Raw genomic sequence first — 24,994 nt, 5'->3', positions numbered from 1 at the left:
CCGGAAATATGTTCACCGGCACCACTGAAAAGGCGTGAGGCGATAGGCCTTACGGCTGCGCCCTCGCCATTTCGTGATCATTTCTGGCACCGCCGGCAAAAGACGATCACCGGCAGCTGATGCGATCAAGGAGGCACCGGTGTAGACCGGGAGGGTCCGGCGACGAGGAGGTCGAGATGACAGCGGTCCTGCCTGCCCTGCCCGTGCTGTTGGTGGCCGCGCTGGGGCTCGCGCCCGTCGCCCCCGCGACCGGGCCGGCGCCCGGGGCGCCCGGCGCCGATCAGCAGTACCTCCCGGCCGACAAGTCGGGGCTGCTCACCTCGCGGACCCGGGACAGCAAGGTCTGGGCGACCGTGCAGCGCGAGGGCGGCCTGGGCGAGATCTTCTATCCGACCATCGGCGGACCGAGCGCCCGTTCCCTGACCTTCGTGGTGACCGCCCGCGGCGGTGTTGCCAAGGCCGCCGTCCGCACCGAGCAGCTCGACGGCCTGCGCTTCCGGCAGACGTACGACGGCTCCGGGTGGCGGCTCACCGCCGACTACACGACCGATCCCGTACGGTCGACTGTCCTGGTTGACCTGTCGTTCGCCGCGCCGCGTGGTCACGAGCTGTTCGCTGTCTACGATCCGGCGCTGGGCAACACCCGGGCGGGGGACTCGGGGCGTACCTCCGGCGGGGCGCTGCTGGCCACGGACGGTGGAGTGTCGAGTGCGCTGGCCGGCTCCTTCACCGCCACGTCCAGCGGTTTCGCCGGGGTCAGCGACGGGCTCACCGACCTGCGCGACGGGCGGATGGACTGGCGCTACTCGTCGGCCACGGCCGGCAACCTGGTGCAGACGGCCGCGCTGCGCGGGCGGCACAGCACTCTCGCGCTCGGCTTCGCCGGCTCGGCCGCCGAGGCGCTGACCACTGCCCGGCGTTCGCTGCGGGAAGGCTTCGGCAGCGTCGCACGCTCTTACGCGTACGGCTGGAAGCGTTATCTGGCCGGCCTGAGCGCCCCGCCGCGGGTGTTGCGCGGCCCCGCGCAACGGCAGCTCTACCGGACCTCCGCGATGGTCCTCGCGGCCTCCGAGGACAAGACCCACCCCGGGGCGTACGTCGCGGCGCCGGCCTCACCGTGGGCGTTCGGCACGGACGATCCATCCGGGCCCTACCACCTGGTGTGGTCGCGCGACCTCTACCAGATCGCCACGGGACTGATCGCCGCCGGTGACCGCGCCGGCGCCCACCGCGCCCTGGACTTCCTGTTCGACGTGCAGCAGAAAGAGGACGGCTCGTTCCCGCAGAACTCCCAGGTGGACGGCACGCCGGTGTGGGGCGGCCTGCAACTCGACGAGGTGGCACTCCCGATCGTGCTGGCCTACCAGCTGGGTCGCGGGGACACCTGGCCGGGCGTCAAGCGGGCGGCCGACTTCCTGGTCGGATATCCCGGAGCGCCGTTCACACCGCAGGAACGCTGGGAGAACCAGTCGGGCTACTCGCCCAACACCATCGCCACGGCCATCGCCGGCCTGGTGTGTGCCGCTTCGCTCGCGCGTTCCCACGGTGACCTCGCGTCGAGCCGGCGGTATCTCGCGACGGCCGACTCCTGGCGGGACCGGGTCAAGTCGTGGACGGTGACGAGCACCGGCCCGTACTCGGCCCGGCCGTACTTCCTGCGGCTGACCAAGGACGGCAACCCGGACGCCGGCACCACGTACAGCATCGGCGACAGCGGACCGGTCGATGTGGACCAGCGTCGGGTGGTCGACCCCGGCTTCCTCGACCTGGTCCGCCTCGGCATCCTGCCGCCGTCCGACCCCGACGTGGTGAACACCCTGGCCGTGGTGGACGCCCAGCTCGGCGTGGCCACCCCGCGGGGCTTCTTCTGGCACCGGGCGTCGTTCGACGGCTTCGGCGAGCAACTCGACGGCAGCCAGTGGGAGTTCGACGAGCCGCCGGGCTCGCTGGTCTCCCGGGGCCGGGCCTGGCCCCTGCTCAGCGGCGAACGCGGCGAGTACGAGATCGCCACCGGTGATCTGCGGGCGGCGGCGTCCCGGCTGGCCGCGATGACCCGGGCCACCGGCCCCGGCGGCATGCTCCCCGAACAGGTCTGGGACCTGACTCCCCCGGCGGGACAGGGCCGCTTCGAGCCGGGCACGCCGACCTTCTCGGCGACGCCGCTGGCCTGGACGCACGCGCAGTACCTGCGGCTGGCCCGGAATCTGGCCCAGGGCCGGGTCGTGGAGCAGCCCGCCGTGGTCGCCGACCGCTACCTCGGCCGCCGCTCGGGCACCCCCTGACCCGGCCGCTGGTGACCCGCCCGCGTTACTGAGCGAAAGCGACGGCGAGATCGAGGACCCAGGTCACGCCGAAGCGGTCCTTGAGCATGCCGTACATCGGGCTCCAGCCGGCCGGGCCCAGGTCCTGGACGATGGTCGCGCCGTCGGACAGACCCTTCCAGTACGTGGTCAGCTCGGCCTCGTCCGTGCCGCGCACCGAGACGAAGACCGGCTTGTCGCCCGGGCTGTAGGTCTGGTTGCCGGGTACGTCGTACGCCATGACGTGGAAGCCGTTCGGGGCCTGGACCTGCCCCCACATGATCTGCCCGGCCTCGGCGGGGTCGGTGACGTTGTGCGCGTCGGCGTAGGTCAGCAGGACCGTCTGGCCGCCGAACACGGACTGATAGAAGGTCAGCGCCTCCCGGGCGTCGCCGCGGAAGTTCAGATGGGTCGTGGTGGTGATGCTCATGATGACTCCTGTCTCGGTTGCTTGGACCCAAGATTCGCAGCCGTAGGTGACAGGATGTGTCCTCTTCTCCGGGCAGAATCGGCGTCATGCCGAAGACCTCCGCCCGACTGCTGGCCCTGCTGTCGTTGCTGCAGACCCGCCGGGACTGGCCGGGCACCCTGCTGGCCGACCGGCTGGAGATCAGCCTGCGGACGGTACGCCGCGACGTCGACCGGCTCCGGGAGCTCGGCTATCCCATCGCCGCGGCCAAGGGGCCCGACGGTGGCTACCGGCTCAGCGCCGGCACCGAGCTGCCGCCGCTGCTGTTCGACGACGAACAGGCCGTCGCCCTCACCGTCGCCCTGCAGCTCGCCGCCACCACCGCGGGCAGCGGCCTCGCCGAGGCGTCCGCCCGCGCGCTGACCACGATCCGGCAGGTCCTGCCGGCCCGGCTGCGGCACCGCGTCAGCGCTCTGCAGGTCACCGCCGTCGAGCGGCCCGCCGCCCGCCCGGCCGCTGCGGTCGTCGGCGACGTGCTCCTGGCGATCAGTGCCGCCGTCCACGCCCGGGAGGTCCTGCGTTTCGACTACGGCGCCGAGCATGCCGACGCGCCCCCGCGCCGGGCCGAGCCGCATCACCTCGTCACCTGGGACGGCCGCTGGTATCTCGTCGCGTGGGACCTCGACCGCGCGGACTGGCGTACCTTCCGCGCCGACCGGATCGCTCCGCGCATCCCCAACGGGCCCCGGTTCACCCCGCGCGAGCTGCCCGGCGGGGACGTCGCCGGCTTTGTCATCAGCAAGTTCCGTGGTTCCGGGGACAGCTCAGGCGGCTGGCCCTGCCAGGGCACAGTGCTGCTCGATCTGCCGGCGGCCACCGTCGCGCTCCACAGCCGCGACGGCGTCGTCGAGGAGGCCGGGCCCGGCCGCTGCCGGCTCACCCTCGGATCGTGGTCCTGGCCGAGCCTCGCCGCCGCCGTCGCCCGGTTCGACGCCGACATCGAGGTCGTCGGCCCGGCTGAACTGGCCGACGCGTGCGGGCAACTCGCCCGGCGGCTGGCCCGGACCGCGGCCGGGTTCGACGCGGCGCACGACCGGCCGTCGTTATCCTGACGGCCGACGAGAGGGGGCCCGATGCGCCTGCGCGTACTGACGATCAACGTGCAGAACGACGAGGGCGACCCGCGCCGGACCCGCCTGCTCCATCAGGAGATTCTGCGCCTGGCGCCGGATCTGGTGGCGTTCCAGGAGGTCTGCTACCCGGGCCGGCGTGACCAGCTCGCCGAGCTGGTCGCCGGCACCGGGCTGCACACCACCCACCAGGCCGGCGTGCTCGACCGGCTGCCGCCGGACGGTGACCGGTACGGCGGGACCGCGATCGCCACCCGCCGGCCCCACCGCGTCCTCGAGGTCCTGGAGAACCGGACGGGTGACGTCCACTGGTGGACACTCGCCGTGTCGGTGCCGCTGCCCTCGCTGGGTGAGCAGTTGTTCATCGTGCCCACGACGCCGTGGCGGCTGGACGCCGAGGCCGCCCGTGAGCGTCAGGCGGTCGAGATCACCGAGCTCGACGCCCGCCATCGGACCGTGTTGCCGACGATCATCGCCGGTGACCTCAACGCCGGCCCCGACGCGTCGAGCACCCGCTATCTGAGCGGTCTGCAGACGCTGCACGGGCGCAGCGCGCACTATCACGACGCCTGGGCCGTGGCCGGTGACGGCCCCGGCCACACCTGGACGGTGGACAATCCGCTGGCCGCCGCCGAGATCGAACGGGTGATCGGCCAGCCCGGTCACCGCCGGCGGATCGACTACGTGTTCGTCGGCTCCGCGCACGCCCATCCGCAGGCCCGGGCCCGGATCGTCGCGGCCCGGCTGATCGCCGACCGCCCGGTGAACGGGGTCTGGCTCAGCGACCACGCCGGCGTGGTGGCCGACCTCGACGTCGAGACCGTCCCACAGTCGTGACAGCCTGACGTGACCGGATCGTCGTCAAGGGAACGCACGTGGGTGACAGAGTCCGCGGCGGCGTCATGATGGCACTCCGGCACGCCGACGGCACCCCACCGCACGCGGTACGGTGACCCGACGACGGGCTGCCGGCCGGACCGCGAACGCAGGCGCAGGCGCAGGCGCCCGGATGCTCGACGCTCGATACGCCCCGGGGATTCCTGCACCATGCGTGAGCTGGCGCCCGGCGCCGCAGGAGAACAACCGGGCCCGTCGGGCCGCACGACCGCTGGGCGAAGCGCGAGGATGCGGAGGCTGACGATGACGGCGCGCGACGACCATGGCGCGACCGGCCTCGGTCAGGAGGCCGCGGCCTGCGCGTTGCGCCGGATCCTGGCCCCACGGTCGATCGCGGTCGTCGGCGCGGGACGACGGCGCGGCGGCGCCGGACACGAGACGATCCGCGCGCTCCGCGAATACGGCTTCCAGGGCCGGCTCCACGCGGTCAACGGTTCCGGCCGCCCGGTGTGCGGTGTGCCGGCCCACCGCGCCGTCACCGACGTGCCCGGACCCGTCGACCTGCTGGTGGTCGCCGTGGCCACCGACGACGTCGCGGACGTCCTGACCGACGCCGGCGGGCTCGGGGTCCGCGGCGCCGTCCTGCTCGGCACCGGCGATCCGTGGGGTGAGAGACAGCGGCAGGAGATCCTCCGGATCGCCCGCCGGCACCACATCCGGCTGCTCGGCCCGGGCTGCCTCGGCGTCCTCAACACGGACCCACGGGTAAAGCTGAACGCGAGTCTGTCGCCGCTGCGCCCGCCCAGCGGCGGCCTCGCCCTGGCGGTGCGGTCCGGTGCCGTCGGCATCACCCTGCTGGCCGACGCGGTACGCGAGCACTGCGGCGTCTCGAGTCTCGTCTCCCTCGGCGACGCGGTCGACCTCTCCGGCGGCGACCTGCTCGGTTACTGGCTCGACGACCCGGCCACCCGCGCGGTCGCCCTGTCACCTGACGCGTTCAGCGACCCGGCGAGCTTCGCCCGGGCCGCATGGTTCCTCAGCCGGCGCAAGCCCGTGCTGGCGATCACCGGCGCCGCTGACCCCGTACGGGAAGCGTTGCTTGCCGAGGCAGGCGTCATCCGTACGGCGAGCGTCGGCGAGACGCTCGACACCGCCCGGGTCCTGGTGGACCAGCCGCTGCCCGGCAGCAACCGGATGGCGATCGTCGGCAACGCCGGCGGCCTCACGGCCCTCGCGGCTGACCGGGCCCGGACGTACGGGTTCGACGTCGTGCCGCTGAGCGGAGCGACCCGCGACCAGCTCCCGTCCTCCGCCGGCGCGGACGGTCCCGGCAATCCGGTCGACCTCGGCATCGACGCACTGCCGGCGCGGATCGCCGACGCCATCGAGACCGTCGCGATCAGCGGTGAGATCGAGGTCCTGCTGCTGGTCCTGGTGGGCACCCGCGCGAACGTGCTCGCCGCGTACCTGGCGGCCCTGGCGCCGATCCTCGATGACCATCCGCGTCTCACGATCGCCGCGATCAGCACCGGCGGTACCGCGGACGTGCACCAGTTCGGCCGGCCCGCCGTCCCGGTCTTCCGCGAGCCGGAGCAGGCCCTCCGGGCGCTGGCCCACGCCCGCGACTACGCCGCCTGGCGGCGGTTCCCGCCGGCCCGCCGCCCCGAATCGGGACGCGGCGCGATCCGCCGGACGGTCACCACCCGGCCCGGACCCGGCGGAACCGGCAGAGGAGCGTTTATCCAGCGCTTATGACCTGATCCGTACGGTCGCCGGCCATGACCGTCCTCCTGGATCAAGCGCCGTCGGCTGTCCACTCCCCCGAGGTCACCGGCGGTGCCCGGTCCCGGCTGCCGCACGTCACGGCGCTGTCGGCGTACGTGGTGCTCGGGGTTGTCGTGATGTGGCAGTACCTCGGCGATCCCGGCGAGCGCATCTCGTCGCATCTGCCCGCCGACCACACCTGGTTCCAGTGGCTGCTCGCGCACGGCGCCCACTTCCTCGCCCACGGCGGCAACCCGCTGTTCTCGGCCGCGCAGAACACCCCGTACGGGGTGAACATGATTGCCAACACGTCGGTGCTGGGCGTGACGATCCCGCTCGCCCCGCTGACGCTGCTCCTGGGCGCGCGGATCACCTACGTGATCTGGATGATCGCCGCCTGCGCGGGCACGGCAGCCACGACGTACTGGACGTTGCAGCGCTTCGTCGTCCGTTCGCGGGCCGCGGCGTTCGCGGGTGGGGCGCTCGCCGGGTTCGCGCCCGGGGTGGTGCACCACGCGAACGGGCAGCCGAACTTCGTCTCGAACTTCCTGCTGCCGCTGATCGTCGCGGCCGTGTTCGGGCTGGGCGCCGGTGGCCGGTGGCGCCGCGACGGTGTGGTGCTGGGCCTGCTCGTCACCTGGCAGCTGTTCATCAACGAGGAGCTGCTGCTGGTGACGGCGCTGGCCAGTGGGCTGGGCGTGGCCGTGTACGCGGCGCTGCGGCCCGCTGTGGCCCGGCGGCGGGCGGCCGGGTTCCTGCGGGCCCTGGGCGCGACCGCGGTGGTGGCCGGTGTGCTGTGCGCGTACCCGATCTGGTTCCAGTTCCTCGGACCGCAGTCCTTCGCCGGCATGCCGGCCTTTACCAGCTGGGGCGAGGACCCCGTCACCTACCTGACCTTCGCGCGGGACACCCTCGCCGGTGGCCCGCAGGCCGAGGCCACGCAGGGCCGCATCGAGCAGAACAGCTGGTTCGGCTGGCCCCTGACGCTGCTGCTCGTCGGCCTCGTCGCCGCTCTGTGGCGCCGCTCGGTGCCGGCGCGGGTCGCGGGCGGCGTCGCGGTGGTGTTCGCGGTGCTGTCGCTCGGGCCGGTCGTGCGGCTCGGCGGCGTGGAAACCGGCTCGCGCGGGCCGCTGGCGTGGCTGCCCGAGGGCGTGCCGATCGTCGATCTGCTGATGCCGAGCCGGTTGACCTACGCCGTGACCGGCGCCGCCGTGCTGCTCGTCGCGCTCGCCTGGGATCGTCTCCGGCCGTCGCGCCTGCTGATCCTGGCGGCCCTGCTGCCGCTGCTGCCCACACCGCTTCCGGCCATGCCCGAACGGCCGGTGCCGGCGTTCGTGGCCGACGGCGACTGGCGGCAGTACGTGCACCCGGGCGGGACCCTGGTGCCGGTGCCGCTGCCGAGCAACTGGGTAGGGCGCGACACGCTCAGCTGGAGTGCGCAGGCCCGGCAGGAGTTCACCGTGCCCGAGGGCTACTTCCTCGGTCCCGATCCGGACGGCAAAGGCCACATGGGTACGCGACAGGTCAGCCGGACCACCCAGCTGGTCATCCGGACACTCACCGGCGGCACGACACCCCTGCTGTCGGACGCTGACAGGGCGGCGGTACGCGCCGACGTGGGCCGCTGGCACGGCGAGGCGGTGGTGATGCGCGCCGATGCCGGCAACCAGGCCCTGCGGGAGCTGTTCACGCAGGTCTACGGGCCCGCGCTGACCGTCCGTGACGTCTGGCTCTGGCGACCGTGACCTCACCCCGGCTTTATCCCCGGCCGGGCAGGGTGACCGCGTGCGAGTGCTGGTGGCGGACGACGAGCGGCTGATGGCCGACCTGATCGCGGTGGGCCTGCGGCGCGAGGCGATGGCCGTCGACGTGGCCTACGACGGCGGGCAGGCGCTGGAGAAGATCTCGGTCCACCGGTACGACGTCGCGGTGCTCGACCGGGACATGCCCGGCGCCACCGGCGACGAGATCTGCCGCTGGGCGGTCGGCCACGGCGCCGGCACCCGGGTGCTGCTGCTGACCGCCGCCTGCGGGGTCTACGACCGGGTCGAGGGGCTCGGGCTGGGCGCCGACGACTATCTCACCAAGCCGTTCGCGCTGGCCGAGCTCGTCGCCCGGGTACGGGCGCTCGCCCGGCGCACGGCCCCGGCCCTGCCACCGGTCCTGGAGCGCGACGGTGTCGTGCTCGACGTGGCCACCCGTACCGCGACCCGCGATGGGCGGCCGCTCGCGCTGACGGTCAAGGAGCTCGGCCTGCTGCACGCGCTGATGCGGGCACAGGGCCAGGCGGTGACCACCGAGGACCTGCTGGAGCAGGTCTGGGACGAGCACACCGACCCGTTCAGCAACGTGATCCGGGTGACCGTCTCCACGCTGCGCCGCAAGCTGGGCGAGCCGATGGTCGTGCAGACCGTGCCCCGCGCGGGCTACCGCATCGGGCTGACCTGATGGGCCTGCGCGGCCGGCTCGCCGTGGCGGGCCTCGTCACGATCACGCTCGTCTTCGCCGTGCAGTTCGTGTACTACCGGCTGCCCTGGGACGCGCCGGACTTCCAGCCCTGCTGGCTGGGCGACGTGGACGGCATGACCTGCCGGATCACCCGCAAGATCCCGATCTCCAACCTGCCCGAGTACGGCATCGTGCTCGCCGTCGTGATGCTGCTCGAGGTGCCGCTGCTGTTCTGGGTGCTGGCACCGGTCCGCCGCCTGATCCCGGCCATCGCGCAGATCGGCCCGCAGAACCTGGGCCACCGCATCCGCCCGGGGCGCGGCCGTGACGAGCTCAGACGGCTGGGCCGCGCGCTGGACGCCACGATGGACCGGATCGCCGCCGGGTACGAGGGCCAGCGCATCTTCGCCGCGAACGCGTCCCACGAGTTGCGCACCCCGCTGGCCCTGCAGCGCACGCTGATCGAGGTCGGGATGACCGAGCCGCTGAGCCCGGAGCAGTCGGCGCTGCTGGCCAACCAGCTGCTGGCCACCAACGCCCGCAACGAGCGGCTGATCGAGGGGCTGCTCGTGCTCAGCCAGGCCGATCAGGGGCTGGCGTCGCGTACGCCGCAGTCCCTCGACCGGATCGCCGCGGGGCTCGTCGACGCCTGCGCCCTCGCCGCCGCGGATGCCGACGTGAAGGTCACCGCCGACCTGCGTCCCCGCACCGTGGCCGGCGACAGCGTCCTGCTGGAACGCCTGGTCCGGAACCTGCTGCACAACGCGGTCAAGTACAACCACCCGGGCGGCACGGTGCACGTCACCGTCGGAGCCGGGGACGCCGCCCTGACGGTGGTGAACACCGGGCCGGTGGTGCCGGCCGACGACGTGGCCCGGTTGTTCGAGCCCTTCACGCGGCTGGCCGCCGAGCGCATCGATCACAGCGGCGGCAGCGGGCTGGGGCTGGCCATCGCCCGGTCGATCGTCCGCGCCCACGACGGCACCATCACCGCGACGCCGGCGGACGGCGGCGGGCTGTGCTTCACCATTCGCCTGCCCCGGGCCTGAGCCGCAGCTGCAGCATCGCCGCGAAACGCTCGTCGGGGTCACCCAGGTCGATCCCGCCGACCTCGGCCAGGCGGCGCAACCGGTAGCGGAACGTGTTCGGGTGCACGAACGACGACTGGGCCGCGGCCACGACGTCGCCGTAGTGGTCCAGCCACGCGGTCAAAGTGGCGACCAGGTGGCTGCCGTGCTTGCGGTCGTACTCGATGAGCCGGCGGATCCCGCCGGTCGGGCGGTCACCCCGCAGGGCGGCCAGATCCCGCAGCTCCAACAGCAGCGACTCGACGTAGACGTCATCGATGCCGGCCGTACGCCGGTCCCCGCGGGCCTGCGCCAGCACCCGCAGGGTCCGATCGACGCCGGCCCGGGCCTGCACCAGCTCGCTGATGTCCCGGGCGACCGGCCCGATGCCGACCACCGGCCGGTGCCGGTCACCGACCCGGTCGAGGAAGTCGGCCGCCAGGCGCCGCCCGCGGGCGTCGGCCTCGTCGGCCCCGGCGGCGGTCGGCAGCAGCCCGTACGCGGTCCCGCCCACGAGTGCCGTCGTGCTGCGCGGCTGGACCGCGTGCAGGTACACGGCGAAGGCGTCGCTGAGGCGCTGCCGCTCCTGGATGAGGGCGGGGTCGTCGGGACGCTGCTCCCCGCTCTGCGACAACGTGGCGCCGAGCAGCAGCACCGGCTGTCCGGCCAGGCCCAGCCGTTCCATCGCGGCCCGGGCGCCCGCACCGCCCTCCAGTGCGGAGCTCAGCAGGTCGATCCGCAGCCGGCGCTGGACGTCGGTGCCCGCGCGCAGCCGCAGCAGGTGCAGCGCCACCAGTTTGGCGGCGTCGCGGAAGGCCTCGGTGCGCTCCTCGGTGAGCCCGTGCGGGGTCACCGCCCAGATGGAACCGAGCACCTCGTCGCCGGCCCGGACCGAGATCGCCAGCCGGGGCAGCGAGAAGCCGTGCCGGCCGTCGCCGATGGGGCCGATGCGCACCGGCTGGTCGGTGCGCAGCAGGTCGCGGAACACGCCGCGTTCGGTGAGCTCCTGCTCGATGCGTTCGGGCACGTGCCGGCCGAGGATCGTCTCGACCCGCGACGGGTCCGCCTCCTCCTGCCGGCCGGAGAAGGCCAGGATGCGGGAGCTGAGGTCCTCGATGGTGATCGGCGCGTCGATGAGCGCGGCGATCGCGTTGGCCACCGCGAACAGGTCGCCGGAGGGCAGCCCGAGCAGCGATTCCTGCTGGGCCATGCCGACCTCACCCTCGGCCAGCAGGGAACGCAGCATCGCGGCCAGGTGCACCCACGGGGCCCCGCGGCGCAGCCCGAGCAGGACCACCCCGGCCTTGTCGGCGGCCGCCCGCACCTCCGGCGGCGCCGGGACCGACGAGCGCAGGACCAGCGCGACGGCGTCCTGGGCGCCGATCTCGGCGAGGAGCTCGGTGATCACGGCCGGGTCGCTGACCCCGACGCCCAGCACGAGGGCGTGCGGCGGCAGCACCGGGCTGTCCTCCGGATCGTGGATGACCACCGAACCGACCGGCTCGGCGCGTTCCGGGTCGCCGTGCACCAGCTCCAGGAGCATGGAGCCGAGGTCGTCCAGCACGCGGCCGAGGCTCGCTCGGGGGCGTGCCGAGGGGGCGGGATTCACGGCGATGGGCACTCCCTGGGCCTGGGCGTCGCTCTCACGATAGGGGCCGGGGGCTACGCGCTGCTCACGTTCACATCGAGATCCACTCGACGCGGGTGGTCACCTCGGCCAGCCGGGCCGGATCCGGGGTCACGCCCAGCCCGGGGCCGGTCGGCACGGGCAGATGGCCCTGGTCGAGGACGAACGGCTCGGTGATGTCGGCCGCGTAGTAGCGGCCGGAGGCGGACGTGTCCCCGGGCAGCGTGAAGCCGGGCAGGGCGGCCAGGGCCACGTTGGCGGCCCGGCCGAGGCCGGTCTCCAGCATGCCGCCGCACCAGACCGGTACGCCGTGCGCGGCACACACGTCGTGGATGCGCCGGGCTTCGAGGTAGCCACCGACCCGGCCCGGCTTGACGTTCACGATCCGGCAGGCGCCGAGCCGGATCGCGGCCGCGGCGGAGGCGGCCGAAGTGATCGACTCGTCGAGGCAGACGGGCGTACGGATCAGCCGGGCCAGGTCGGCGTGGCCGAGCACGTCCTCCTCGTCCAGCGGCTGCTCGATGAGCACCAGGTCGAACGGGTCGAGGCGGGCCAGGTGCCGGGCGTCGGACAGCGAATAGGCGGTGTTCGCGTCGGCCTGCAGCAGCACCTGGTCACCGAAGCGCTCCCGGACGGCGCGTACCGGCTCGACGTCCCACCCGGGCTCGATCTTGAGTTTGATGCGGACGTACCCCTCGGCCAGATAGCCGTCGACGGCGTCGAGCAGCGCCGGGATGCTGTCCATGATCCCGACCGAGACGCCGCACGGCACCCGGTCGCGGACGGCGCCCAGCTCCCGGCCGAACGAGCGGCCCCCGGCCCGCAGCTCGGCGTCGAGGACGGCCATCTCCAGGGCCGCCTTGGCCATCCGGTGACCCTTGATCGGGGCGAGAGCCGGGGCGACGGCCAGGGCGTTCGCCGGCGCGGCGGCGGCCAGGGCCGGCACGAGGTGGTCGCGAAGGACCCCGGCGGCCGCCTCGGTGTACTCCGAGGAGTACACCGGCGCGGCCATCGCCACGCACTCGCCCCAGCCCTCGGCGTGCTCGGTGACCACGCGCACGAGCAGGATCTCGCGGCTGGTCACCGTGCCGAACGAGGTACGGAACGGGCCGACGAGGGGCATGGTGAGCCACCGCAGTTCACAGCCGGTCAGTTTCATGGTTCCCTCCGCAGTAAGTATCCCCGGGCCCGGTCGAAGCCGACGACAGCGTTGCCCTGGGCGAGCAGGCCGGTCATCGCGTCGCGCACCGCACGCCGCCAGTGTGCCGCCAGGGCCGGGTCCGAGGCCCGCAGCGCGGTGATGTCCCGCGGGACGGCGACCACGCTGGTCTCGCCGTCGAGGCGGCCGAGGTCGGGCGAGCCGTCCGCCGCCGTCCCCACGGCCACGACCGCACCGGCCGCCGGCGCCGGATCCGGCCGGTGCTCCCCCGGCCGGCCGCACGCCTCGGCGACGGCCGGATCCCGCAACGACCACCGGACGAGCAGCCGGTCGGAGTCCCCGTCGCCGTTGAGGGTGTCGAGCATGAGCCCGTAGAAGTTCGGCATGTACTCGACCGGGCGGGCGGCCAGCTTCACGACGTTGAAGTAGGCGTTACGGGCCACCAGCGGATCGAACGTCCAGGCGACCCGGTCGACGCCGCGGCTCATCGCCCACGCCCGCTGGTGCAGCTTGAGGGCGAAGCCGACCGCGCGCCCGGTCATCTCAGGTGACACCCCGGCGATGTGGCTGTGCAGGGCGTCCTCCGACGGGGCGTGGAAGAAGCCGACGCACGCCCCGACCAGCCGCTCGCCCACGAAGGCGCCGCTGACGTAGTTGCCCGCTTTCCCGAACGCTCGCAACAGTTCGAGGTTCATCGGCGGGTTGGCGTCGCGGCCCCAGATCCGGGCGAACAGCCGGACCGCCTGGTCCAGGTCGTCGAAGTCGGTCAGGGCGCGCACGTCCACCCGGGCGGACGCGGCGGCGGACTGGGCCTGGCCGACGGCCTCGTCGACGGCGGCGTCGAGGTGGTTCGGCTCGGGCCCGGTCTGCAGGCCACCGAGGTTCTCGGGCCTGCTCATCCTGGTCACCGGGCCCCGGTCAGCTCGGCCAGCAACGCGCCGAGCAGCGCCGTACGGCCGGGGAGGAACTCCAGCAGGACGTGCTCGTCGTCGGCGTGGGCACCGCCGCCGACCGCGCCGAGACCGTCCAGGGTGGGCGTGCCCGTACCGGCGGTCAGGTTGCCGTCGGAGGCGCCGCCCACCGCGGTGGCGGTCAACGCCGGCAGGCCCAGCGAGTGGGCCAGCGTCGTCGCCCGCGCGAACAGTGCAGCGGACGAGGCGGCTTCCAGCGGCGCGCGGTTGGGGCCGCCGGTGACCTCGAGGGCGGCGCCGGGCAGGACGGGCGTGAGGGCCCGCATCGCGTCGTCGACCCGGCGTTGCTCGTCCAGGGACCGGATCCGGACGTCCACCGCGACGCGGGCGCCGGCCGGCACGGTGTTGGTCGTCGTGCCCGCGCGGGCCAGGGTCGGTGTCACGGTGGTGCCTGCTTCCGGGTCCGAGAGGGCCGCGATCCGCAGCACCTGGTGGGCCAGTTCGACGGTGGCGTTGACGCCCCGCTCCGGGGCCAGCCCGGCGTGGGCGGCCCGCCCGGCGACGATCAGCTCGTAGATCGAGACGCCCTTGCGTTCGGTCTTCAGCCCTCCCCCGTCGGCCGCCGCCTCCAGCACCAGCGCCGCGCCGGTGGCCCGCGCCTCGGCCTCGATGAGCGGACGTGAGCTCGGCGAACCCAGCTCCTCGTCGCCGGTCACGAGCAGGGTGATGCCGTCGCGGTGGGGCTGCGCGGCGATCGCGTGGAAGGCCATGGCGAGCCCCGTTTTCATGTCCAGGCAGCCGGGTCCGCGCAGCACTCCGGCCGTGACGCCGTACGGGATGGTGGCGAGCGTCCCGATCGGCCAGACGGTGTCGTGGTGGCCGACCACCAGGACCCGCGACGGCCCGGCGCCGAACCGCCAGCGCAGGTGGGTACGCCCGTCGAGCACGATGCGCTCCGGCTGCGCACCCAGGCGGGCGGCGCCGACGCGGGCGACCACCTCGGCGCAGCGCGCGACGGCGTCGAGGTCGGTCGACGGTGACTCGCACTCGACGAGCGCCCGGGTGTCGGCCAGCAGGGAGTCCAGCATCTCAGTCCACCCGCGGGGTGGCTCGGGCACCGAAGTGGACGTAGCGCTCGCCCGAGTCCAGCTCGTAGAAGGTGACCGGATACCAGCTCGTGCGCTGCGCGGGCGCGGTCAGGAACAGGGCGGGACCGACCGGGACCAGCGGCTGCACCTCGACCGGGTCCGGTACGAGCGCGGCCAGCGGCCCGGTGAGCGTCGTGCGCATCCGTGGCCCCTGGTCACCCTCCCCGGCCAGCACCTCGATGCGCACCGACGCGCGCTCGTACGTGCCGACGTACGGGGTGATGTCAACCTCGGCGGGCTCGTCCGGCGGCGTGATCGAGGCCGGCATCGCCACTCCCGCGAGTTCGGCGAACACCTCGGTGAACAGGTCCTGGTACAGGTCGCGCGCGCTCTCCTTGTTGGTCAGCAGCGTGACCGCCAGCCCCTGCTCGGGCAGCAGGCGCAGGAAGGCGGCCTGGCCGATGGTGTTGCCGTCGTGCCCGATGAGCCGGTGGCCGTCCCAGCCGAAGCGGATCCAGCCGAGTCCCCACGAGTCGCCGAGCGAGAGTTTGTCCGGCAGGTCGGCCTGGTGCTCGGCCATGGCCGCGGCCGATTCCGCGGCGAGCAGCTGCTCGTCGCCGGCGGTGCGGCCGCCGGTCAGGTGCAGCCGGGCGAAGGCGAGCACGTCGGCGGCGTTGGCGCTGATCAGGCCCGCGGGCCCGACCGAGCGGGGCAGGTGCCAGACGGGCGCGGCGGCGATCTGCCCCTCGTGCTCGACGTGACCGCCGGCGACCGGGTGCAGCAGCACGTCCTCGGGCAGCGTGGCCGTCGCGGTCAGGCCGAGCGGGGTGCACAGGCGCTCCCGCATCACCTGGTCCCAGCTCTGGCCGGTGACCTCCTCCAGGATGCGGCCGAGCACGCTGTAGCCGGCGTTGCAGTAGGACCAGGTGACGCCGAGCGGGTGGTTCTGGGTCTGGTCGGCCAGCAGCTCCACGTAGCGCTGGAGGCAGTCGTCGCCACGGCCGGTGTCGGTGAAGACGTCGCCGTCGATGCCGCTGGTGTGGGTGAGCAGGTGGCGTACGGTCACCCGGGCCGCCACGTCGGGGTCGGCGAGCCGGAAGTCGGGCAGCAGCTCGCCCACCGGGGTGTCCAGGCTGAGCCGGCCCTCGTCGGCGAGCTGCATGATCGCCGTCGCGGTCCACACCTTGGTGACCGAGCCGATCTGGAACAGGGCGTCGGGCGTCACCGGGTGGCCGCCGGCGGTGTCGAGCACCCCGGCGCAGACCTCGATGTGCTCGTCCGGGGACTGCGGGTCGGTGGCCAGCCGCAGGATCCCGAGCTGGGCCCCGGGTACGCCGTGGCGCTCGGCCAGCGCGGCGAGGCGCCGCTGCCAGTGGGCGGCGTCGAGGGCCGGCCGGCCCTGGCGGCGGGTGTGCTGCTCCAGCCAGTCCACGACGCGGCGGTTGTAGTCGACGCGCTGCGACGGGGGCCCGGCCAGGATGAACGCGTGCGAGGCGCCCGGGTAGAGCACCAGCCGGGTCGGCACGCCCCGCTGCCGCAACGCGGTGTGCCACTGCTGCGCCTGACCGGCGGGGCAGGTGAGGTCGTCGGCGCCGTGCAGCAGCAGGGTCGGGGTGCGCACGTCGGCGACGCGGGACAGCGGCGACATGTCGGCGTAGCGCTTCGGGTCCTGCCAGGGCGGGCCGCCCAGCTCGTACGCGCTCAGGAACTGCCCGTCGTCGCAGGTGCCGGCCATGCTGACCAGGTCGGCCACCGTCCCACCGGCGACCGCGGCCGCGAACCGGTCGTCGTGCCCGGTGAGCCAGCAGGTCATGTACCCGCCGTAGCTGTAGCCGGTGACGGCCAGCCGCGCCGGGTCGGCGATGCCCTCGGCGACCAGAGCGTCGATCGGCTCCAGCAGGTCGGCCGCGTCGGCGACGCCCCAGGCGCCGTTGACCCCGTCGTAGCAGGCCTCGCCGTAGCCGTCGCTGCCCCGCGGGTTGACCAGCAGCACCACCCAGCCACGCCGGGCGAGTTCCTGGTGGTAGAGGTGGACCTCGTCGGCGGCGCCGTTCCATGCGTTGTGCGGCCCGCCGTGGATGTCGAGCAGCAGCGGCCTGGGTCCCGGTGCGTCGCCGTGGCGGATCAGCCACGCCTGCACGGTGCGGCCGTCGGAGATCGTGAAGGAGCGTTCCTCGCGGGGGACGAGTTGGAGGTCGACGCCGTGCCGGGTCAGCACCCGCTCGCCGCCGCCGGCCAGGTCCACGACGGCGATCTCGCCGAACGAGTCCGCAGTGGACAACACGAACGCGGCGAAGTCCCGCCGGACCGACAGGCCGTCGACGACCCGCCCGGCGCCGGCGACCACCGGTCGCTGATCCGTGCCGTCGGACGCCACCGACCACAGATGCGTGCAGCCCTGGTCGCGGACGCAGAACAGCACCCGTCCGTCGTGTTCCTGGGGCAGGCCGCCCGGATAGGCCAGGCCACCCGGCATGACGTTGCGGTCGAGGGTGCCCGCGAGGTCGACGGGTTCCGAGCCGTCGAGCGGCACCCGCAGCAGCCGGCCGTGGCCGACCGGGTCCGCCGGCCAGCCGACCACGAGCAGGGCGGTGCCGCCGGCGCTGAAACCGGCGGTGCGGGCGACGCCGCCGGCCGGTCCGGCCACCCGGGCCACGGCTTGGCGGTCGTCGACCGCGAGCAGGTGCACGGCCGAGCGGAACCGCAGGTCGCTGTCGTCACCCAGGGCGCGGACGAAGGCCACGTCGGTGCCGTCGGGCGACCAGACAGGTACGCCGGCGTCGTGCGGCCCATCGGTCAGGACGCGGCACTCGAGGGTGTCGAGGTCGACCAGGTGCACCTGGCGGCGGGATGCGCCGATCAGGCCGGCACCGTCGGCTTGATAGTCCAGGCCGTCGGCCACCAAGGGCGCGTGCACCGGGGATTCCGGCCGCACCACGGCGGTGAAGGCGAGCCGGGCGCCGTCGGGACTCCACGCCGGCGGGCCCGACAGCCGCGGCAGGTCGCCGAGCACCCGGGCCTCACCGCCGGCCATCGGAAGGACCGCGAGCCGGCCGTCGCGCAGGAAGGCGAGGCTGGTGCCGTCGGGGCTCCACACCGGGGTGGTGTCGGCCGGGCCGGCGGTCAGGCGGCGGGCCACGCCACCTCCGGTGGGCACGATCCAAAGCTCGGTGACGGTACGGTCGCCCGCCGCGTCCTGGGTCCGGAGCACGTACGCGACGTGCGCGCCGTCCGGGGCGAGGGCCGGCTCGGCGGGCACCGCCAGCGCGAGGAGGTCGTCGATGCGCATCGGTCGGGTCACGGGGTGCTCCTTGCGGTGAGGCGGTGGCCGGGTACGGCGTCGAGCAGCGCCCGGGTGTAGTCGTGGCGGGGGTCGGCCAGCACCCGGGTGGCCGGGCCCTGCTCGACCACGCGCCCGCGGAGCATGATCGCCACGTGGTCCGCGACGTACCGGACGACGGCCAGGTTGTGCGAGATGAACAGGATCGACAGGCCGAGCTCGCGTTGCAGCTCACGGACCAGATTGAGGATCGCGCCCTGGATCGACACGTCGAGCGCGGAGGTGATCTCGTCCGCGATGACCACCCGCGGCCGGCCGGCCAGGGCCCGGGCGAGCGCCACGCGCTGCCGCTGCCCGCCGGAGAGCTGCCCCGGGTAGGCGGTCGCCCGGCCGGGGTCGAGGTGCACCAGCTCCAGCAGCCGGGCCACCTCGGTGCGGCGCTGCGGCCGGGACATCCCCGGCGGGATCGCCTCGGTGATCGTCTCGCCGATGGTCATCCGCGGATCCAGCGACGAGTACGGGTCCTGGAACACCATCTGCAGCGGGCGGTGCCGGCCGTGGGCGCGGATCGGCTCGCCGTCCAGCAGGATCCGCCCGCCGGCCGGGGCGACCAGGCCGACGGCGGCGCGGGCCAATGTGGACTTGCCCGAGCCGGACTCACCGACCAGGCCCAGGACCCCGCCCGCGGGCACGCTCAGCGTCACGCCGTCGACCGCCGTCAGCCGCCCGTAGCGGACGGTCACGTCCTCGAAGGTCAGTTCGCTCATGACGTCTCCACCACCGAGGCCGGCCGGACGGTTTCCGCGTGGGCCGGTTCGGGGCGCGCGTGCCAGCACGCCACCCGGTGGCCCGACGGATGCTGGGCCAGGGGTGGATCCTCGGCCCGGCACCGCTGGGAGGCGAGCGGGCACCGGCCGGCGTACGCGCAGCCCTGGGGCACGTCGGCCGGTTCCACAGGACGTCCCGGGATCACCGGCAGCGGCCGGTCCAGCGGCGAGTCCATCCGCGGCACGGCGGCGGTCAGAGCCCGGGTGTACGGGTGCAGCGCGCCGGTGGTCAGCCGGTCCGTGGGCAGGTCCTCGACGATGCGGCCCGCGTACATGACCAGGACCCGGTCGCAGACCTCGCTGACCACGGCGACGTCGTGGCTGATGAGCAGCAGGGCGACGTCGTCCGACCGGCGGATCCCGGTCAGCAGGTCGAGCACCTGCCGCTGGACCGTGACGTCCAGGGCCGTGGTGGGCTCGTCGGCGACGATGAGCGCCGGGGAGCCCATCAGCCCCATGCCGATCATCGCGCGTTGCCGCATGCCGCCGGAGAACTCGTGCGGGTACTGCCGGGCCCGGCGGTCCGGGTCGGTGATGCGCACGGCCCGCAGCCGGTCGACCGCGCGGGTGAACGCCGCGCGGCGGCCGAGGCCGTGGTGGTGCCGCGAGGTCTCCGCGAGCTGGCGGCCGATCCGCTGGGCCGGGTTGAAGGAGCTGGCCGGGTCCTGGAAGACCATCGCGAGCGAGCTGCCGAGCAGGCGGCGCTGGACCGCGGAGTCGGGCTCGCGCAGGTCGGCGCCGAGCAGGTGCAGGCGGTCGGCGTCGACCCGGCCGGCCGCGTCGATCAGCCGGGACACGGCCAGGGCGGTGAGCGACTTGCCGGAGCCGGACTCGCCGACGACGGCGACCGCCTCGCCCCGGCGGATGGAGAACGTCACGCCGCGTACCGGCCGGATCGGTCCTGCGGCGGCGGGGAAGCTGACGGTGAGGTCCCGGACGTCGAGGACCACGTCGGACGCCGCGCCGTCGTACGTGCTCGCGGCGGCCGGTGGCGCCGCGCCCAGGGGTGCGGCCGGGGAGGGGTTCGCCGAGGCGGGCAGGCCGACCAGGGCGTCCATCCCGAAGCCCTTGGCCACCGACTCGCCGAGCAGGTTGAGGGCCAGGCCGGCGACGAGGACGGCCAGCGCCGGGGCGATCGCGGCGGCCGGGTTGAGGTAGAGCACGCCGATGCCGTCGTACAGCAGCCGTCCCCAGTCGTAGGCCGGCGCCTGCACGCCCAGGCCCAGGAACGACAGGCCGGCGAAGGCGAGCAGCGCTCCTCCGGCGCCCATGGTGGCGTTGACCACCAGTGGCTCGGCGATGTTGGGCAGCAGGTGGCGGATCAGGATGCGGAAGCGGCCCACGCCGGCGATCCGCGCGGCGGCGACGAAGTCCCGCGCTGCTACCCCGGCCAGCAGGGTCTGCACGAGCCGGGCGAACGTCGGCGCCCCGGCCAGCCCGATGGCCAGCACCGCCCCGGTCGCGCCGACGCCGAAGACGACCGCGAAGAACAGCGCGAGCAGCAGGCCGGGAAAGGCGATGGCGATCTGCACGGCTCCCGTTACGAGCCGGCCCAGGCGCCGCCCGAGCAGCCAGGGCGCGGTGCCCAGCAGGAGTCCGGCCAGCACGCCGATGGCGGTGGCGGCCAGCGCGAGACCGACCGAGAGCCGGGTCGCCTCCAGCACCCGGAACGCGATGTCCCGGCCCAGGTTGTCGGTGCCGGCCCAGTGCTGTCCGGACGGTCCGGCCAGGATGTTCGCGGTGTCCACGGCGTCCGCGCGGGCGTCCCACGGCGCCGGCCCGACGGCGGCCAGGACCAGGACCACGAAGACCAGCGCGGCCGCGGCCCGGCCCATGGGCGTGCGCAGCACGCGGAGCCAGCGATGCGCGGTACGGCGGTTCACCTCAGTCCTCCCGGATCGTCGACCGCGGGTCGAGCAGCGCGAGTGCGACGTCGACGGCGGTGTTGATCAGCAGCACGCCCAGGCCGTAGACCAGCACGATGGCCTGCACCAGCGGGTAGTCCTTGCTGAGGATGGAACGCACGATGGTGGTGCCCAGGCCGGGCCAGGCGAACACGTTCTCGACCAGGACGGTGCCCGCGACCATCGCGCCGAGGATCAGGCCGCTCAGCGTCAGCGCGGCCGTGGCCGCGTTGGGCAGGGCGTGGCCCAGATACAGCGAGCGGGCCGGCAGGCGCTTGGCCCGCGCCGTCCGCAGATAGTCCGCGTCCAGCACGGCGACCATCTCCACCCGCAGGATCCGGGCGAGGATCGCGGCCGGGCCCACGGCCAGCGACAGCACCGGCAGCACGTAGCCGGCCGGGGTGGCGTTGCCGGCCACCGGCAGCCATTGCAGCGTGACGCCCAGCAGGTAGACCAGGCCGACGCCGAGCAGGAAGTCCGGAATGGTGCCGAGCACGACGGTGCCGGAGGTGAAGGCGGCCTCCGTACGCCGGCCGTGGCCGCGCCGGGTGAGCACCCCGATCACGACGCCCACCGGGACAGCGATCACCACGGCGGCCAGGAACGCCAGTGCGGCCAGGGCCAGCGTCGCGGGCAGGCGCTGGCCGACGACGTCGCTGACCGGCAGCCGGGTCAGGATCGAGGTCCCCAGATCGCCGCCGAACAGTCCCTTCACGTAGGTGAGGTACTGGGTGAGCAGCGGGTCGTCCAGGCCGAGCGCGGCCCGGCGCTCGGCCACCAGGGCGGCCGGGGCGGTCGGGCCGAGGGCCGCGCGGACCGGGTCGCCGGGGACCAGGTGGATCATCAGGAACGACGCGGTGACCAGGACCCAGAGCGAGACCAGCAGGCGGCCGGCGCGCCGCAGCGCGAACCGGGACCACGGGTGGCCGGCGACCCGCCGGAACCGGGACGCCCCGGTCACCGGCTTCTGCTCCCCGGCGGCCCCGATCTCCGGCGCGGGCGCCGGCGCCGACGTCATCGGTCGAGCATCCGGATGCTGGTCGGGATCAGCTGTCCGGGGGTCTCGAAGCGGGCCTTGGCGCCGTAGGTGGCGATCTGCTGGTTGGCGAACGGCACCAGGTCGGCCGCCTTGACCAGAGCGGTCTCGGCCTCCAGCCAGGCGGCGCAGCCCGTGGTGCCGTCCATCGCGCCGGCCCGTTTGACCGCGGCCTCGTACTCGCTGTTGTGGATGCCGGCGAAGTTGGTGCCGTCGGGGACGCCGGGCCCGGACAGGAAGGGCACGATCTGGTCCGGGCTGTTGACGTTCACCTGGGCCCAGGCGATGTCCCAGTCGCCGGTGCCGAACAGGGTCTGGTTGATCGCCTCCCCGCTCTGCGGCTTGGGGGTCACCGTGATCCCGGCGGCCTTCCACTGCTGCACCGCGAGTTCGGCGGTGGCCGTGGCGGCGCTGCCTCCGGCGGTCGAGTACGCGAAGGTCAGCGTCTTGCCGGCGATCTTCTTCAGCGCTTCCGTGGCCGCGGCCGGGTCGTGGGCGGGCAGCGCGGAGGCGAGCGTCCCGCCGGGGCAGGCGAGCGGCTCGATCGCGGCGAGTGTGGTGGGCGGGGTGGCCTGGCCGGCGCCGAGCACGGTCCGCAGCTGGGCCAGGTCGAGCGCCTGGGTCAGGGCGAGCCGGACGGCGGGGTCGCGGGTGGCCCGGCCCTCGGCCTGGTTGTACCACTGCTCACCGAGCACCGCGGCGGTGCGGGCCGCGAACAGCCCGGCCTTGTCGAGGCGCTGCGCGTCCGGGCCGGTGACCTGGGCGGCGTTGAGCTCGCCGGACAGCAGCAGGTTGGCGGCGGTGGCCGGGTTCTCGACGATCCGGACCGTGACGGTGTCGGGCATGCCGGGCGTCGCGGTGGACGCGCCGTTGGGTCCCCAGGTGTAGCCCTCGCGGATCGCGTACGTGTAGTGGTCGCCCGGCACGGCCTCGGTCAGCTGGTACGGTCCGGTGCCCGCGGTGGCCTTGGCCAGGCTCGTCCGGTTGCTCATCCCGCCGGAGCACACGATCGGCAGGCTGGCCAGCCCGTTGAGCACGAACGGGGCCGGCGCCGCCAGCGTCAGGGTCACCTCGCCGGTGGCGTCGTCGGCGGCGGCGCGGGCCCCGGCCGGCAGGAACGTGCCGAGGAACGGGCTCTTGTTCTTCGGGTCACCGACGTAGGTCAGGTTGTCGGCGACCACCTTGGCGGTCAGCGGCGTACCGTCCGCGCACGTCACGCCCTTGCGCAGGGTGAGCTTGACGGTGGTGCCGGCGGACGACCACTTGTCGGCCAGCTGCGAGCGGATCTGGCCGCCGGCCGGGTCGACGCCGAGCAGCGTGTCGTACGCGAGCTGGCTGATGGTGAACAGCGCACTGGCCGCCGAGGACTGCGGGTCGAGATTGCCCGGGTCCGCGTTCAGGGCCATCGTGAACGTACCGCCGTCCACGACCTGGCCCTGGGCCTGCGAGCCGGAGCCCGATCCGCCGCCGCATCCGGCCAGGGCCAGCGCCGCGCAGAGCGCCGCGCTGCCGGCGATCCTCGACGTGGTGGTCAGCTTCATGAGGGGTCCTCTTCCGGCCTGCCGGCTCCGGTTCGACGGGGTGGGTTCAACGGGGTGGGGATGGTCGGTCGGTCAGACCGGCGCGACCGTGGATCCGGCCCGGCGCACGGCCCGGCCGACGTGCAGGAACCGGGCGTGCCCGGCGCCGTCGTCGCCGACGAACGCGTGCGGCACGTACATGCCCTGCTCGGGCTCGACCGGGATGAGGAAGTCCTCGCGGTAGTGCACGAGCTCCTTGCGGACCGCGTGCCCGACCAGCTCGGCCAGCTCACCCTTGGGCGTCTGCTCGAGCCAGATCCGGCCGTCCCGGTCCTGGCTCAGCGTCAGGTCGGCCACCCGCGACGAGTACGTCCCCACGTAGCGGCCCGCGTCCACGCGCTCCGGCTGGGCCGGCGGGCGGGGCATCTCGGGCAGCGGGATGCGGCCGAGCTCGCTCAGCACGAGACCGAAGATGTCCCGGTACAGCGACATCGCGTCGCCGCCGTTGGTCAGCAGCGTCACGGCCAATCCGTCCTCCACGACCATGCGCAGGAACGCCGACTGCCCGATGGTGTTGCCGTCGTGCCCGGTGAGCGTCCCGGCCGGGGTGTCGAACCGTTCGAAGCCCAGCCCCCACGAAGTGCCCATCACCCCGATGTCGGGCAGGTCCACCTCGCGCTCCCGCATCCGGGCGGCGGTGCCCGCGGCGAGCACCCGCGTACCGTCGGCGGCGCGGCCGTCCTCGAGGTGCATCCGGGCGAAGGCCAGCAGGTCGCGGGGGCGCATCGCGAGCATCGCCCCGGCCGGCGCGTTCGAGCGGGCGAGCGCCCAGACCGGCGCCGGCTGGTGACCCGCGCCCGGCTCGAGCTCCAGGTGACCGACCGCGACCCGGTGCAGGATCGCCTCGTACGGCCCGGGCGCGGCGTGGGTCAGGCCCAGCGGCGCGATGAGGTGCCGGCGCAGGCACTCGTCGTACGGCAGCTCGCGGACGACCTCGACGAGGCGGCCGAGCACGCAGTAGCCGGCGTTGTTGTAGGAGAACTGCTCGCCGGGCGCGAACAGCTGCGGAAGGTCGTGCAGGGTCTCGACGAACTTGGCCACGCAGTCGTCGCCCTGCCCGGTGTCGGTGAAGATGTCACCCTCGAAGCCGGCCGTGTGGTTGAGCAGCTGCCGGGTCGTGATCACCGCGGCGGCCGACTCGTCGCCGAGCCGGAACTCCGGCAGGTACGTGCGCACCGGCGCGTCGAGGTCGACCTTGCCCTCGTCGGCCAGCTGCAGGACCAGGGTGGCGGTCCAGAGCTTGGTGATCGAGCCGATCTGGAACAGCGAGTCCGGCGTCGCCTCGATCCCGGTCGCGGTGCTGAGCAGCCCCGCGGCCCCGTCGACGATCTGCCCGTCGTGCAGGATGCCCCACGCCGCGGCCGGCACCTGGTGCTCGCGGAGCAGGCCGGGCAGGCGGGCCGCCACGATGTCCCGCACCTCTGTGATCGTCGTCATAGCGGGATCGTAGGAGCGCGGACCGGCATCGGTGTTCGTCGATCGGGACGAAAAAGCGCCGGCGTCTTGGTCCGCCGGCACAACTGCGCTGGGGGGGGGGGGGGGGGGGGGGGGGGAGGGGAAGAAAAAAGGAATGGGCCCCAAACGCAGCCCCCCAACACAAAACCACGCCCGACCACCCCCCCAACTC

Annotated in this window: 19 protein-coding genes; 8 read left to right on the top strand and 11 right to left on the bottom strand. The window is 73.9% G+C overall.

Annotated features, from left to right (window positions below; translation table 11 throughout):
* The first annotated feature begins 176 nt into the window (after positions 1-176).
* Complete coding sequence (locus ACZ6S4_RS34090; protein WP_465478851.1) at positions 177-2,282, top strand: glycoside hydrolase family 15 protein; 2,106 nt, start codon at positions 177-179, stop codon at positions 2,280-2,282.
* A gap of 25 nt (positions 2,283-2,307) precedes the next feature.
* Here ACZ6S4_RS34090 and ACZ6S4_RS34085 read toward each other — a convergent pair whose 3' ends face one another.
* A complete protein-coding gene (locus ACZ6S4_RS34085) occupies positions 2,308-2,730 on the bottom strand; it encodes a VOC family protein (protein WP_465478850.1) in 423 nt (140 codons plus the stop codon).
* 86 nt (positions 2,731-2,816) lie between these two features.
* Here ACZ6S4_RS34085 and ACZ6S4_RS34080 point away from each other — a divergent pair, with 86 nt between their 5' ends.
* From ACZ6S4_RS34080 to ACZ6S4_RS34050, 7 genes are all read left to right on the top strand, one after another.
* A complete protein-coding gene (locus ACZ6S4_RS34080; RefSeq protein ID WP_465478849.1) occupies positions 2,817-3,821 on the top strand; it encodes a helix-turn-helix transcriptional regulator in 1,005 nt (334 codons plus the stop codon).
* A gap of 21 nt (positions 3,822-3,842) precedes the next feature.
* Positions 3,843-4,676: an endonuclease/exonuclease/phosphatase family protein gene (locus ACZ6S4_RS34075; RefSeq protein WP_465478848.1), complete on the top strand. Its 834-nt coding sequence runs from the start codon at positions 3,843-3,845 to the stop codon at positions 4,674-4,676.
* Positions 4,677-4,693: 17 nt separating this feature from the next.
* Positions 4,694-4,792 carry a DUF1918 domain-containing protein gene (locus ACZ6S4_RS34070; protein ID WP_465479021.1) on the top strand — a complete coding sequence of 33 codons (99 nt, stop codon included), beginning with the start codon at positions 4,694-4,696 and terminating at the stop codon, positions 4,790-4,792.
* Between the two features lie 187 nt (positions 4,793-4,979).
* Positions 4,980-6,431: a CoA-binding protein gene (locus ACZ6S4_RS34065; RefSeq protein WP_465478847.1), complete on the top strand. Its 1,452-nt coding sequence runs from the start codon at positions 4,980-4,982 to the stop codon at positions 6,429-6,431.
* Positions 6,432-6,454: 23 nt separating this feature from the next.
* Entirely contained in the window at positions 6,455-8,185 is a 1,731-nt protein-coding gene (locus ACZ6S4_RS34060) for a hypothetical protein (protein WP_465478846.1), read from the top strand.
* A 40-nt stretch (positions 8,186-8,225) separates the two neighbouring features.
* The gene (locus ACZ6S4_RS34055; protein WP_465478845.1) at positions 8,226-8,888 is read left to right on the top strand and encodes a response regulator transcription factor; all 663 of its coding nucleotides are present in this window, start codon (positions 8,226-8,228) and stop codon (positions 8,886-8,888) included.
* Positions 8,888-9,937, top strand: coding sequence for a HAMP domain-containing sensor histidine kinase (locus tag ACZ6S4_RS34050; RefSeq protein WP_465478844.1), 1,050 nt, complete (start codon positions 8,888-8,890; stop codon positions 9,935-9,937). The genes ACZ6S4_RS34055 and ACZ6S4_RS34050 overlap by 1 nt, the downstream gene beginning before the upstream one ends.
* On the opposite strand, the gene ACZ6S4_RS34045 is transcribed toward ACZ6S4_RS34050, so the two are convergent.
* The 10 genes from ACZ6S4_RS34045 to ACZ6S4_RS34000 all read right to left on the bottom strand — a co-directional run bounded on the left by ACZ6S4_RS34045 (position 9,912) and on the right by ACZ6S4_RS34000 (position 24,804).
* Entirely contained in the window at positions 9,912-11,519 is a 1,608-nt protein-coding gene (locus ACZ6S4_RS34045; protein ID WP_465478843.1) for a helix-turn-helix domain-containing protein, read from the bottom strand. The two genes, ACZ6S4_RS34050 and ACZ6S4_RS34045, sit on opposite strands and share 26 nt — an antisense overlap.
* 115 nt (positions 11,520-11,634) lie before the next feature.
* Positions 11,635-12,741, bottom strand: coding sequence for an o-succinylbenzoate synthase (gene menC / locus ACZ6S4_RS34040; RefSeq protein ID WP_465478842.1), 1,107 nt, complete (start codon positions 12,739-12,741; stop codon positions 11,635-11,637).
* Entirely contained in the window at positions 12,738-13,640 is a 903-nt protein-coding gene (locus ACZ6S4_RS34035) for a GNAT family N-acetyltransferase (RefSeq protein WP_465478841.1), read from the bottom strand. Before ACZ6S4_RS34035 ends, menC begins: the two co-directional genes overlap by 4 nt.
* A 5-nt stretch (positions 13,641-13,645) precedes the next feature.
* Entirely contained in the window at positions 13,646-14,740 is a 1,095-nt protein-coding gene (locus tag ACZ6S4_RS34030) for a M20 family metallopeptidase (protein WP_465478840.1), read from the bottom strand.
* 1 nt (position 14,741) lies between these two features.
* On the bottom strand, positions 14,742-18,041 hold the full coding sequence (locus tag ACZ6S4_RS34025) for a serine hydrolase (RefSeq protein ID WP_465478839.1): 3,300 nt from the start codon (positions 18,039-18,041) through the stop codon (positions 14,742-14,744).
* Positions 18,038-18,787 (bottom strand): ABC transporter ATP-binding protein, encoded by a 750-nt coding sequence (locus ACZ6S4_RS34020; RefSeq protein ID WP_465478838.1) that lies wholly within the window; start codon positions 18,785-18,787, stop codon positions 18,038-18,040. Before ACZ6S4_RS34020 ends, ACZ6S4_RS34025 begins: the two co-directional genes overlap by 4 nt.
* Positions 18,784-20,730: a dipeptide/oligopeptide/nickel ABC transporter permease/ATP-binding protein gene (locus tag ACZ6S4_RS34015; protein WP_465478837.1), complete on the bottom strand. Its 1,947-nt coding sequence runs from the start codon at positions 20,728-20,730 to the stop codon at positions 18,784-18,786. Before ACZ6S4_RS34015 ends, ACZ6S4_RS34020 begins: the two co-directional genes overlap by 4 nt.
* A 1-nt stretch (position 20,731) precedes the next feature.
* A complete protein-coding gene (locus ACZ6S4_RS34010) occupies positions 20,732-21,769 on the bottom strand; it encodes an ABC transporter permease (protein ID WP_465478836.1) in 1,038 nt (345 codons plus the stop codon).
* On the bottom strand, positions 21,766-23,328 hold the full coding sequence (locus tag ACZ6S4_RS34005; protein WP_465478835.1) for an ABC transporter substrate-binding protein: 1,563 nt from the start codon (positions 23,326-23,328) through the stop codon (positions 21,766-21,768). The genes ACZ6S4_RS34010 and ACZ6S4_RS34005 overlap by 4 nt, the downstream gene beginning before the upstream one ends.
* Before the next feature lie 72 nt (positions 23,329-23,400).
* A complete protein-coding gene (locus tag ACZ6S4_RS34000; protein ID WP_465478834.1) occupies positions 23,401-24,804 on the bottom strand; it encodes a serine hydrolase domain-containing protein in 1,404 nt (467 codons plus the stop codon).
* Positions 24,805-24,994 lie beyond the last annotated feature (190 nt).

The organism is Actinoplanes sp. NPDC051405, from assembly GCF_055586185.1.
The sequence above is the reverse complement of the archived record's forward strand: the minus strand, read 5'-3'. Positions and strand labels throughout refer to the sequence as shown.